The sequence below is a fragment of the Lactobacillus delbrueckii subsp. bulgaricus genome (assembly GCF_046938665.1).
GTDB classification, from domain to species: domain Bacteria; phylum Bacillota; class Bacilli; order Lactobacillales; family Lactobacillaceae; genus Lactobacillus; species Lactobacillus delbrueckii_C.
In genome coordinates this window covers 19,209-31,166 of sequence record NZ_JBKZCD010000023.1, presented here as the reverse complement: position 1 = coordinate 31,166, position 11,958 = coordinate 19,209, and the positions used below count along the sequence as shown (strand labels likewise).

Annotated in this window: 12 protein-coding genes and 1 tRNA gene; 6 read left to right on the top strand and 7 right to left on the bottom strand. The window is 50.8% G+C overall.

The annotated features are described in order from the left end of the window. Positions 1–19 precede the first annotated feature (19 nt). The 3 genes from ACLUXO_RS08380 (at position 20) to ACLUXO_RS08370 (ending at position 2,248) form a co-directional block, all read left to right on the top strand. A tRNA-Lys gene (locus tag ACLUXO_RS08380) sits at positions 20–92 on the top strand. A 270-nt stretch (positions 93–362) separates the two neighbouring features. Beyond that, complete coding sequence (gene apf / locus ACLUXO_RS08375; RefSeq protein WP_412137164.1) at positions 363–1,220, top strand: aggregation-promoting factor; 858 nt, start codon at positions 363–365, stop codon at positions 1,218–1,220. A gap of 134 nt (positions 1,221–1,354) precedes the next feature. Further along, entirely contained in the window at positions 1,355–2,248 is an 894-nt protein-coding gene (locus tag ACLUXO_RS08370) for an SEC10/PgrA surface exclusion domain-containing protein (protein ID WP_412137163.1), read from the top strand. A gap of 74 nt (positions 2,249–2,322) precedes the next feature. On the opposite strand, the gene ACLUXO_RS08365 is transcribed toward ACLUXO_RS08370, so the two are convergent. Both ACLUXO_RS08365 and ACLUXO_RS08360 read right to left on the bottom strand, forming a co-directional pair. Next, a complete protein-coding gene (locus ACLUXO_RS08365; RefSeq protein WP_412137162.1) occupies positions 2,323–3,801 on the bottom strand; it encodes a UDP-glucose--hexose-1-phosphate uridylyltransferase in 1,479 nt (492 codons plus the stop codon). 24 nt (positions 3,802–3,825) lie between these two features. After that, complete coding sequence (locus ACLUXO_RS08360; RefSeq protein ID WP_412137161.1) at positions 3,826–4,992, bottom strand: galactokinase; 1,167 nt, start codon at positions 4,990–4,992, stop codon at positions 3,826–3,828. Positions 4,993–5,547: 555 nt separating this feature from the next. Here ACLUXO_RS08360 and ACLUXO_RS08355 point away from each other — a divergent pair. Beyond that, on the top strand, positions 5,548–6,315 hold the full coding sequence (locus ACLUXO_RS08355) for a DeoR/GlpR family DNA-binding transcription regulator (RefSeq protein WP_412137160.1): 768 nt from the start codon (positions 5,548–5,550) through the stop codon (positions 6,313–6,315). A gap of 40 nt (positions 6,316–6,355) precedes the next feature. After that, positions 6,356–6,586, top strand: coding sequence for a hypothetical protein (locus ACLUXO_RS08350; RefSeq protein WP_412137159.1), 231 nt, complete (start codon positions 6,356–6,358; stop codon positions 6,584–6,586). 95 nt (positions 6,587–6,681) lie between these two features. On the opposite strand, the gene pepV is transcribed toward ACLUXO_RS08350, so the two are convergent. After that, a complete protein-coding gene (gene pepV / locus ACLUXO_RS08345) occupies positions 6,682–8,094 on the bottom strand; it encodes a dipeptidase PepV (RefSeq protein ID WP_412137158.1) in 1,413 nt (470 codons plus the stop codon). 125 nt (positions 8,095–8,219) lie between these two features. On the opposite strand from pepV, the gene ACLUXO_RS08340 reads away from it, so the two are divergent. Beyond that, positions 8,220–8,423 carry a hypothetical protein gene (locus ACLUXO_RS08340; protein WP_412137157.1) on the top strand — a complete coding sequence of 68 codons (204 nt, stop codon included), beginning with the start codon at positions 8,220–8,222 and terminating at the stop codon, positions 8,421–8,423. Positions 8,424–8,777: 354 nt separating this feature from the next. On the opposite strand, the gene ACLUXO_RS08335 is transcribed toward ACLUXO_RS08340, so the two are convergent. The 4 genes from ACLUXO_RS08335 to ACLUXO_RS08320 all read right to left on the bottom strand — a co-directional run bounded on the left by ACLUXO_RS08335 (position 8,778) and on the right by ACLUXO_RS08320 (position 11,957). Next, positions 8,778–9,533 carry a MurR/RpiR family transcriptional regulator gene (locus ACLUXO_RS08335; protein WP_003612513.1) on the bottom strand — a complete coding sequence of 252 codons (756 nt, stop codon included), beginning with the start codon at positions 9,531–9,533 and terminating at the stop codon, positions 8,778–8,780. A gap of 82 nt (positions 9,534–9,615) precedes the next feature. Then, a complete protein-coding gene (locus ACLUXO_RS08330) occupies positions 9,616–10,356 on the bottom strand; it encodes a serine hydrolase (protein ID WP_412137156.1) in 741 nt (246 codons plus the stop codon). Position 10,357: 1 nt separating this feature from the next. After that, positions 10,358–11,416, bottom strand: a complete 1,059-nt coding sequence (locus ACLUXO_RS08325; RefSeq protein WP_412137155.1) for a dipeptide epimerase — start codon at positions 11,414–11,416, stop codon at positions 10,358–10,360. Next, positions 11,409–11,957 carry a GNAT family N-acetyltransferase gene (locus tag ACLUXO_RS08320; RefSeq protein ID WP_412137154.1) on the bottom strand — a complete coding sequence of 183 codons (549 nt, stop codon included), beginning with the start codon at positions 11,955–11,957 and terminating at the stop codon, positions 11,409–11,411. Before ACLUXO_RS08320 ends, ACLUXO_RS08325 begins: the two co-directional genes overlap by 8 nt. Position 11,958: the final 1 nt, after the last annotated feature.

The following is an 11,958-nucleotide window of genomic DNA, read 5'->3' as shown; positions in this document are numbered from 1 at the left end:
CAATTAAATAAACCCATTTGGGTCGTTAGCTCAGCTGGCAGAGCACCGGACTCTTAATCCGGGTGTCCAGGGTTCGATCCCCTGACGACCCATCGCGAGACATCATGCGTGTGCATGGTGTCTTTTTTGCTTTTAGGCAAATATTTCAAGGCAGTTGAATGCGGGTAAAATATTACAAATGTTACAGAAGATGACTTCCCTGTAATCTCTTCTTAACTGGACCGTTACTTTTTTGCTATGATTTTGAAATTTGGCCCTGTTAACATATAGACTGTGAATGACACAAGAGCAGCAAGAAGGAATTTGCCAAAGGAGAAGTAACTTGGCAGACGAGAGCTTGCGACAAACAAAGGAGAATTTTTTTGAACATCAAATCTAACGTACTTAAATCAGTATTTGCTGCAGGCTTGGCTTTGACTGGCGTGGCAGCGATCAGCTTAGGCACGAACGGTCAAGCAGACGCGGCAACCATCGGTGACAGCGTAACGGTTGACTACATTGATGGACAATCAATTGCAACTTGGTCAAACTACCACACTGCTACGGTTACCGGTTCCGTTAAGGACGGCAGCTCATGGCAGGTAGTTAAGACCGCCCGCGATGCTTCAGGTGAAAAGTGGTACAAGATCGGCAACCGCCAATGGATCATGGCCAAGTACACCACTGAAGCAGCAACTGCTTCAAACAGCACTTACAACGCGAATACTACCAGCACTAACACTGCTAACAACACTAACAGTTCAACTACTGCCACTACTGGCAGCACTTACCAGTCTAAGAGCACTTCCAGCTCAACTGGCACTGGCTACACTACGAGCTACAGCTCATCAGCAAATAACTACGGCTACGGCTCAAACTACAACTACAGCTACAGCGCAAATACTGGCTCAGCCAACACTTCCAGCTACAACGCAAGCACGACCAGTTCAAGCACTTCTGCTTCAACTTCAACTGCTTCCGCAAGCACTTCCAGCTCAACTTCAACTTCTTCTTCATCATCTGAAGAAGCAGCTAAGGCTTGGATCGCAAGCAAGGAAAGCGGCGGCTCATACACTGCCTCAAACGGTAACTACTACGGCAAGTACCAATTGAGCATGAGCTACCTGAACGGTGACACTTCTGCCGCCAACCAGGAAAAGGTTGCCAACAGCTACGTTCAAAGCCGGTATGGTTCATGGACTGCAGCCAAGGCCTTCTGGCAAGCTAACGGCTGGTACTAATCAGCTGCTGGTCAAAGATGGTTCCTTTCGGGGAACCGTCTTTTTCTTTGCCTTTTTGTGGAGAAAAAAGCTGCTAAACAAGTTATAATAAAAGAGAGCGGATAGAATTTGAATTGAGAAACAGAGGTCCAAAGATGAAGAAATTTTTCGTAAGCGCAGCAGCGGCTTTGGCAATCGGAACGGCTTTCGCGGCCAGCCAGGTAAGACCAGTTGCAGCCAGCAGCCGGCAGGCGGTTTTTACCCTGCCTAAGGGCTATACTAAGGCCAACTTGAAGAAGGCCTACTGGTACTCCAACTTGTCTAAGAGCCAGCAGAAGAAGTGGTTGAAAAACAAGAAGAACGCGGCTTGGCTGAAGAAGTGGCGGAAGATCAATATCAAGGGGATGCAGGCCAATACTTTTGACCAAAGTTCCTGGTCAGAGTCCAGCAAGGACAACAAGACCATTGTCAAATTGACCAATGGCCACTTGAATAGCAGCCAGTCCAAGACCCTGGCCAAGTATTCCCTCCGCTTGATCAACCAGGCCCGGGCTAAAATGGGTCTGAAGAAGTGGAAATACAGCAAGGGGACCCAGAAGCTGGCCTTGGAAATTTCCAAGGAATACGTGGCAAATGGCAAAACCATTGCCACTGGCCACTATGTGCCAGGGATCGTCCGGGCCACTAACCGGGTCGGCTTGAAATTGCCAGGCAACTACAACTATGTCGAAGACATGGCCGGCTTTAAGGACGGCAGCCAGGTGACCATGACGGCTATGAAGAAGGACATCTACTTCGGTTTGAAGACCATGATGTTTGGCTACCGCTATGCTAACCAGAGCAAGGTCAAGCAGCTGAGCCAGTACACGGAATGGGAGCACGCCGGGGACTTGATGAACACCCAGGGCGGCAAGTATGACGGCGACTGGGACTACTACGGTTTTAACGTTTCCTACACTAATGGCACTTACTCCCTGCACTATATCGGGGTGCCAGCCCACCTTAAGTGGGCCTACGGCGGCGCCTACTGGGGCAGCTTTAAGGCTTAGGGAAGAATAAGAAACACAGAATATCGCAAAAGAAAGGCATGCTTCCATTTGATTTGGAAACATGCCTTTTTACTTTATTTCTTATTTTTGCTTTCGGCTGCAAGCACAGTCAAAAACTTTTGCCAGCCAGCTTTACCCTGTTCGTCGTCTTTGTAGACCCCGGCGTCAGCCAGAACCTGGTCAAAAATATCCAGTAGGGCTTGCTGCAGAAGCTGGTCAACGTTTTCTTCATTGATGGCAGCATACTTTGCTTGCAGCTGTTTAGCCCAGGGCAGGTGGATTTCAGCGATTTGGTTGTCCTGGCCAAGCAGGTATTTCTTGACCTCGCCCAGCTCGCCCTTTAGGCGTCCAGGCAGAATGGCCCGGCCCATGACTTCGATCAGGCCGATGTTTTCCTTCTTGATATGCCACTTATCCTGGTGGGGGTGGAAGATACCCAACTGGTAGTCGCTGCTGGTATTGTTATCGCGCAGAACCAGCTCTAAGATGTACTCATCCCCGTCCTTATGGGCAATTGGCGTAACCGTATGGTGGCGGACATTTTCGGATTCGGCCACGATCCCCAAGGCAGAATCGCTGTACTTTTGCCAGGATTTGATAATCTTAGTCCCCAGTTCAAGCAAGGCTTCAGTATCCTGGCTGATCAAGCGGATGTCGCTCATTGGCCAGTCAACGATGCCGCCTTTTACCTGCGGGTAGCCGGCAAAAGTGAGTTTCCGTTTGACCGGGGCATTCATCATTGGGAAGCGGTGGCCGCCGCCCTGGTAGTGCTCGTGTGATAAAAGCGAACCGCCGACGATTGGCAGGTCAGCGTTTGACCCGACCATGTAGTGGGGGAAGGTCTTAACGATTTCCAGCAGGTTGATCAGGGTTTGCTGGTTGATGACCATTGGCTCATGGATCTGGTCCAAAAAGATGCAGTGCTCGTTGAAGTAGGCATAAGGGGAGTACTGCATCCCCCATTTTTCCCCGCCGATATTCATGCGGATGATCCGCAGATTGCTTCTGGCATTCTTCCCGTAGTCGCCCAGGTAGCCTTCATTTTCCAGGCAGAGGTCGCATTTCGGGTAGTCCGTATCTTTCTTTTTGGCCGCGGCGGCAATAGCCTTGGGATCCTTTTCCGGCTTGGAGAGGTTGATAGTGATTTCCAAGGGGTGGCCGTAGGAGCTCTTGCCGGAGAAGACGATGTTCTTGGCAATCGCGGCCTTTTTGACATAGTTGTTGTGGGTAGAGAGGTCATAGAACCAGTCAGTGGCCACCTTTGGGCTTTGGTCATACTTGTTCCAGAAAAGCCCGTTGACCTTGCTTGGGGCCGGGGTTAAAAAATCGGCCAGCTGGTCGGCCAGGATCTCCCGGCTGGTCACGTCATCTGGAATCTTGCCCCTTTTAACGGCCAGGTCAACCAGCTGCAGCAAGCTGTCTTCGCCGGAAGCCTGCTCCTCAACGTCTCCGTCGCCAACTAGGGCCTGCAGGCGGTTGAAGAGGTAGACCCGGTCCATTTCCTGGTAATCAGTATTAGCGATAATTTTTTGCACGAAGTTCTCAATCAGCATTTTGCTTTCTTGTCTCCTTAGTTCTTACAGCTTGTGGGTTCCGTCAACGATCTTGGCTTCGTAGAAGCTGGCGGCATAACCAATGGTGTCTTGGTAGATCTTGCCAACCTTTTCCTTGAATGCTTTGGCCTGGTCTTCTTTGACGATAGCAATCGCGCTGCCGCCAAAGCCGCCGCCGATCATTCTGGCGCAAAGGCAGCCATCTTGCTGCCAGGCACTTCCCGCCAGTGTGTCCAGTTCCTTGCCAGTAACTTCATAGTCAAAGTGCAGGGAAACGTGGGAGGCGTTGATCAAACGGCCCAGCCGGTCTAAGTCCTTGTCCTGCATGGCTTTAGCCGCTTTAATGGTTCGCTGGTTTTCAAAGACGACATGGCGGGCACGCTTGAGCAGGGTTTCATCGTTGATTAGGTAGGAGTATTCATCGAAAGTGTCTTCGTCGATGTCGCCCAAGTGTTCAAGGGCAAGCTTCTGGCGCAGCCGGCTAGTGGCTTCCTGGCACTCTTGAACGCGGTCGTTGTAGGCGGAGTCGGCCAGGCTGTGCTTTTTGTTGGTGGACATGATGATGATTTCGTAATCGCCCAAAGCAAGTGGCAGGTAGTCATACTGCAAAGTCGCGCAGTCAAGGAGGATGGCGTGGTCTTTTTTGGACATGTTGACGGCAAACTGGTCCATGATCCCGGAAGAGAGACCGATAAATTCGTTTTCGGTCTTCTGGCCAAGCTGAGCCAGCTTGACTGGATCGATTTCCAGTCCGTATTCTTCTGTTAGTACGTGGCCAACCAGCATTTCAATTGAGGCTGATGATGACAGGCCAGCCCCATATGGCAGGTTGCCCCAAACGTAGAGGTTGAAGCCGTGGTCAATTTTCTGGCTTTCATCTTGCACGTAAGCGATCATTCCCTTGAAATAGTTGATCCACTTGTGGTCGGGATCTTCTTCTAGCTGGCGGTCGTCAAGGTCAAAGATGACCAGGTCGTCGTTCATATTGCCGGAGCAAACGGCAATCTTCTTATCACTTCTAGCTCCGTAGGCAGCATAAGTTCCCAGGCTGATCGCGCAGGGAAAGACATGGCCGCCGTTGTAGTCGGTGTGTTCGCCAATAATGTTGATTCGGCCTGGAGAAAAGAAGCAGGCGGTGGCTGCTTGCTGGAAGGTTTGCTCAAAACTTGTTTTTAAATGGTCCGTGTTCATTTTTGTCACCTCTTGTTTTAATCTGTTCACAGATAATATTCTAAACACTTCCGAACAAAAAATAAACATTTTTTTGGGGAAAAGGCAAAAACGAAACTAACTTGTAAGAAATACAGACGACTTCAAGGGCGAGAGCTGCGTGAGTTTATCTTGGAAAAAGATCATGGCCTGGCGGTGAAGGTCCTCAACTATGGGGCGGCTTTAGAAGACGTAGCCGTAGCTGTGGATGGGATGCTTCCGGTTTAGGGAACGGCCTTTGACTTTACCCAGGGGAAAGCCAGCGAAGAAGCCTTGGCACCGGCACGCAGATTGGAAGTTCGCGTACTAGGGCAGAAAGCTTTGGAAAAACAAACAAATCGAGCAAAAAGCTGACACAATCTTGCGCGAATTTGCGAAAAAAGACACCAGCTTTGTGCGGATTTGGTTTAAAATTAAAGGCAGAGTACGGTCGAGAAGGGGAAGAATTTAGAATAAAGTCTTGAAAATTATGTTTGCTGATGTTAAATTATGTTCAAAGTGAACATGGAAAAGCATTAGCTATCAAGAGGAAATAATATGTTAAAGAGAGAACGTCTTGATCAGATAATGAAAATGGTTACTGAGGAAAACTTCATCTCGGTTGCCGATCTAGCCAAGAGCCTGCAGGTTTCAGACATGACGATTCGCCGCGACTTGGATGAGCTAGCCAAATCCGGCAAGGTAGTCCGCCTGCATGGCGGGGCCCAGGCCATTTCTAGCCAGGACCGGGTGGAGCAGAGCTTCCAGCAGAAGCGGGGCATCCACATCCGGGAAAAGCAGGAAATTGCTGAAATTGCCGCGTCATTGGTGCACGACAACGAAACGATCTATGTTGGCCCCGGAACCACTTTGGAAACTATGGTCGCTGACTTAAAACAAGAGAACTTGCGAATTGTGACCAACTCACTGCCAGTCTTTAAGGCGGCACGGGAGAACCCGCATAATTACGAACTGATTCTAGTTGGCGGAGCCTATCGCCGGGTCAGCGGGACCTTTTACGGCGCTCTGTCCAACAACGAATTGAATGCCATGAACTACGACCAAGCCTTTGTTGGCGTCAATGGCATCAGCGATGCGGCCCTGCTCACCGCGGACATTGAAGAGGGGCAGACGCAAAGCATTGGCTTGCGAAATTCCCAGCGACGGATCATCGTCGCGGACATGTATAAGTTCAACCACCGTGACTTCTACCAGTTCTATAGCCTGTATGACATCGACGAGTTGGTGACTAATACCCAAGTTTCTCCTGATGTACTGGAATACTACCGGCAATACACTTCGATCCGCACGAGGATTGCAGATTAGCTGAAAGGGTGGATGCGGATGAACTAAAGGACATTGCTTGTTGGATCAAACTTTAACTACATTTTCGATATTTTGCAAAACCTATTCAAAAGAACAAGCAAAAGAGCAAGCTGGCGATTTGCCGGCTTGCTCTTTAGTCTGCTTTCTGTTGATTTTTTCGCTGATAATACGAAGCTATGACTTTATAATATTATCTTCAGCCTGTCTTGCAGAGAAAAAATCGCCCCAAAAAGAACAAAAAAAGAGGACTATCAAAACAAAATTAAATTGATACCCCTCTAAAAACTTAAAATTTTTGTTTTTGCCAAGCTAAGCTAAATAAAGTTAAGTTAACCTAGGAAATTGCCTTTTCGGCTATTTCAGCTCTTACAGATTTTCGTCCTTGGTCAATTCGTAAATTGCTTCGGCGTAGATGGCGATGGACAGGATCAAGTCGTCCAGCATCATGAATTCGTTGGCCGCGTGCATAACCATTGGGCCGTTTTCCGGCTGGGCCCCAAAGGCAACCCCGCGTTCAAAGAGGCGGCCGTAAGTCCCGCCGCCGATGACGACTTCGTGGCCCGGCTTGCCGGTCTGCTTTTCGTAGACCTTGAGCAAAGTCTGCACCATTGGGTCGCTGCCTGGCACGTAGTGCGGTTCTTCAAAGCCGTTGTAAGTGACATCCAGGATGCCGCTGAACTTGTCCATAACCTGTTTGATCATGGTGTCCGGGTCAGTCCCTTGCGGGTAGCGGATATTGTTCAAGAGGCTGGCCTTGCCGGCGTGTTCGTAGTCGAACATGGACGGGCTGCTGGCCAGATCGCCCATCAGATCATCGTGGTGGAAGATGCCCAGCTTCTTGCCGTAGAAGTCTTCGTGTTCCACTTCAGCCAGGAAGTGGAGGAAGTTCTTGTCCCGGCCGGCAAAAGCGTACTGGTCCAGGAAGAGGGCCAGGAAGGTTGCTGAGTTCTTGCCGACTTGCGGAGCTGAAGCGTGGGCCCCTTGGCCGATCAAGACGATATCGGCTGAACCGTCATTAATTTCAAATGACCCGTCCAATTCCTTGTCTGCCAAAAAGCTTTCGTAAGCCAGTTTGACAGCTTCCAGGTCAGGACCGGAGATAGTCGCCCGGGTAACCTGCGGAGTCACGTTAGTGGCAATCCCGGCCTTGAACTTGTCCAAGACATAGTCGCCCTTAGTATCATCGTTCTTGAAGCTGAATTCCAGGGTGAAGATCCCTTGTTCACCATTGATGATCGGGTATTCAGCGTCTGGTGAGAAGACGATGTCTGGCGTTGGCTCATGCTTCAAGTAGTAGTCGATCCCGACCCAGTTGGTTTCTTCGTTGGTCCCTAAGACGAAGTCGATCTTCTTCTTTGGCTTAAAACCGGCTTCCTTGAGCAAAAGCATCCCGTAGTAGGCGGCTAAGCTTGGCCCCTTGTCGTCGGCGCTGCCCCGGCCGTAGATCCGGCCTTCGTCATCGATTTCCATCTTGAAGGGGTCCCGGGTCCAGCCTTCACCAGCTGGTACTACGTCCATGTGGCCGATGATGCCCAGGCGCTTGTCACCTGCACCGAAGTTGACCCGGCCAGCGTAGTTGGCGAAGTTTTCCGTGTCAAAGCCGTCCCGCTTGGCAAAGCTGAGGAACTTGGTCATGGCGTCAACCGGGCCCTTGCCAACTGGGTATTCTTCCGTGGCGTTTTCCAGGTCTTCGGATGAGTCGATGGCGATCAATTCGCTCAAGTCCTTTAAGATCGCGTCTTTCTTGGCTTCCGCCAGTTCTTTAAAGTTTAAGTCCATTATTTTCTCCTAATGTTTATTTTCAATGCCTGCTGTTTTTTGAAATTAGTTACAAAAAGTAACTAACCACCTAAATAAAATTCTAACAATCTTCGCCAGCCCTGGCAAACAATCAAGCATGGACTTTGGCTGCGGTAAAAGCGGGGCTGATTTTTGTTGATTTGGCCATGGCTGCGGTAAAAGCGGGGCTGATTTTTGTTGATTTGGCCATGGCTGCGGTAAAAACGGGGCTGATTTTTGTTGATTTGGCTTTGGCTGCGGTAAAAACGGGGCTGATTTTGTTAGATTTGGCCATGGCTGCGGTAAAAACGGGGCTGATTTATTGTTGATTTGGCCATGGCTGCGGTAAAAACGGGGCTGATTTTTGTTGATTTGGCCATGGCTGCGGTAAAAACGGGGCTGATTTTTGTTTAGATCCCCGTTTATTACTGAACCAAACGTTTTTTCGAAAAATGATCCCCGTTTATTACTGAGCCAAACGTTTTTTTCGAAAAATGATCCCCGTTTATTACTGAGCCAAACGTTTTTTTCGAAAAATGATCCCCGTTTATTACTGAACCAAGTGATTTCTGCATCAGTTAGGTACTTTTAGGGGCTGATTTGCGATGTAGTTAGTCATTTTTGAAAAAATAATCCCCAACTGCCGCCTCCAGCCCAAGCAAAAAAGCTGCCTTCCGGCAGCTTTAGCGGCGGTATTTAGTTGCCGCGATATCAATCACTCTTTCAGTAAAGACCACCGGAATCGACTGGGGGTCGACCGGCAGGCCCTGGGCCAGGTTCTTGCCCGGCAGGACGATGACCTTCTTAAAGTACTTCTTCAAAGGCGTGTCCGGGTTCATGGTGACCAGGTAGCTGTGCTTGAAGTGGGAGATCGACTTGGGCAAGGGCGATGAGCCAAAAAGCTTGGAGATCCCCGAAACTGAATAGAAGACTGCCGTGGAGTTCTCATCGCTTAGCGGGAAGAGGTGCTCGCCAGCCGCCAGGTTGTCCCCAAAGTAGGTCGACTTGCCTAAGTCCCGCATCCCCATGCTGAGCAGCCTGGCCGGCAGTTCAGAATAGTAGATCCCGAAAATAAAGTTGGTCGAGCTGGTCGCCAGGACTTCCGCCAATTCTTCCGCGTCCTTTTCATTTGCTGTCCAGACCCGGTTGATGGCGTCATGGTAGTCATCCAGGTATTCGCTGCTTGAAACTGCCGCCTCCTGGCTCTCTTGCTTCTTGATGTAGGTCAGCAGCTGGAACTTGAATTCCTTAAAGCCGGAATAGCCCATCTTCTGGCAGAAGCGCTGAACGGAAGCCAGGGAAGTTCCCGCTTCTTCAGCCAGGTGGTTGATGGTCAGCGACTCAACATTGGTCAAGTCGGAGGTCATTCTCTTCATGATTTTCCGGTCAGATTTGGAGAGCTCAGAAGTCTCAACCGTGAAAAAATTGGTAATGTCCATTTATATCCCTACTTTTGATAAATTTGTTTTAATTTTATCACAATAGTGATAAAAATGGCTAGCCGTCCAAAAAGAATATAGCTTATTTCCCGGTCAAGTCCTGGTAGGCCAGTTTTCCGACCGCGTTCTGGGCCAAAAGGATCTGCTCGCGCTCTTCCAGGCCCGTGTAATGGCTCATGAAGCAGATGTCATAGTAACGGTCTCCGGCAAAAATCCGGGCCACGTCATGCTCCGTGTCTTCCAGTTCCCCGGTCTTGCTGTAAGAGCAGCCCTCGGGCAGGTCCTGGAGGAGCTTGTTAACGGACTCCTGGTAAAAGAGGGCCTTCTGGCAGACCTGGCCAAAAGGCGACGGGTCTGCTAAGAGCCGCTCTAAAAGCTCCAGGGCAGTTTCAGCGGAAATGTAGTTTTCCCGGTCAGTTACTTCCATCAAGTACCGGCCCAGGTGAAGATGGTCAAATTCTGCTTCAAACCAGGCAGCCATCTTGTCAAAGCCGATGAAGTCGATCAAAAAGTTGGTGGCCGTGTTGTCCGAGTCCGACAGCATCAAGTCCAGAATGTCCCGCAGCATCCAGTCCCTTTGGGCCAGGTGGCAGAGCATCCCGCCCTCAACGATCTTGTCTTCCGGGACATGGACCATCTGGCTCAAGTCCTGCGGGTGGGCCTGGTAGTAGCAGGCCACGGCCAGCTTGATCAGGCTGGCTGACTTGAATTCTTCCCCGGCTAAGGGGCTGGCGTAGAGGACGCCGGTCTTGTCTTTGATTAAAAGGGCGGTTTTCCCTGGCAGGGGAGCCAGGATGTCCGTAATCTTTTTAAAATCCAGCATTTTATCTCACCACGATATTATCGCCGACGCATTCGGCGTAATTATTCAAATCCGGGTCCTGGTCAACCATGAAGATGGCGTCCAGGTCGGCAAAAATCGTATTCGGGTTGGCCCGGTAGAAGGCGCAGGCTGCCGCCAAAGATTCAATTGACTCAATCATGCTGCCGACCATGGTTGGCACCCCCCGGCTTTCAGCTAAGTCGTTGATCTTCTGGGCTTCAGACAGGCCACCCGTCTTCATCAGCTTGATGTTGATGTAGTCGCAGGCATTTTTGGCCAAAACTCTTTGGGCATCCTCGTAGCTTTCCACGGATTCATCCGCCATGATCGGGTAAGGGGAGTGGCGGGTCAAGTAAGCCATGGAGTCCAGGTCCCAGGCCGGGACCGGCTGCTCGATAAAGTCGATCAAAAGGCCCTGCTTGTGCCAGTATTCCGCTGCCTGCATGGTTTGCCGGACATCCCAGGCCTGGTTCATGTCTAAGCGCAGGTGAACCATAGGACCAGCCGCGTAGGCCAGGTCTTCGACCAGCTTGATGTCCCGCTTTAAGTGGCCGGCCCCCAATTTCAGTTTAAGGGTCTTGAAGCCCTGGTCGACCATCTTCTGGGCGTCAGCGATCATCTGCTCAGCCTTGCCGATGCTGATGGTGTAGTCGGTCTCCACGCTGCCGCCCTTGCCGCCTAAGAGCTGGGAGAGGGTGAGACCAAAAAGGTTGGCCCGGGCATTGTATAGGGCGATTTCGACCGCGGCCTTGGCTGGGGCATTGTGGACGATGGAAGTCTTGACCGTGTGCAAAAGTTCCTTCCAGTCAGTCAGGTTCTTGCCCAGGACGAGAGGCTTGATCGTTTCTTCAATAACGGCCCGGGCGCTGGACAAGCTGTCCCCGGTCACTTTTTCATTAGGGGTGCAGGTACCGACACCCGTTACCCCGTTAGCCAGGCGGACCGTCACCCGGACGGCGCTCACGGCGTCAACCCGGTGCAGGGCCGTGACGAAGGGCTGCTTTAAGGGAATCTGCTTAATGTCGACCTGCAGGTCTGCAATTGCCAATTGTTCAGCCATTTTTTCCTCCTTGTTTATTTTCCTGCTTGTCAAAAAGCAGTTCATAGGCCCGCCGCTCCGGGTCGACCGAGTCGCTAGTCACCGTAATGATGCCCCGGTAGACAAAACCCAATTTGTCAGCCAGGTGCTGGACGGCCTGGTTCTGCTTGCCCGTGTCCAGGCGGAAGCTCTTGATCCCGCTCTCTTGGCCAAAAGCAATCACTTTTTTCAGCAAAAGCTGGCTGAGCCCCTGTCCGCGGAAATCCTTCTTAATGGCGAAGCGGTGCAAAGCCCAGTAGCGACCACTTCCCGCCCAAATCGGGACTTCATAGTTGGGGTCAAAGTTGGTCGCGGCCATATATGCGGCGACTTGCCCCTCTTTAAGTAAAACCCAGCCCTGGCGGTTGTCCAGGTCTTCTTCAATGCTGGCCCGGTTAGGGTAGCCTTCCTGCCACTGGCTGGAGTTTTGCGCCTTCAAAAGGGCCTTGGCGTCTTTGATGATGGCGACAATGTCCTCTAGGTCCCGGCTTTCTGCCTTTCTGACTAAGGTTTCTTCAGTCATC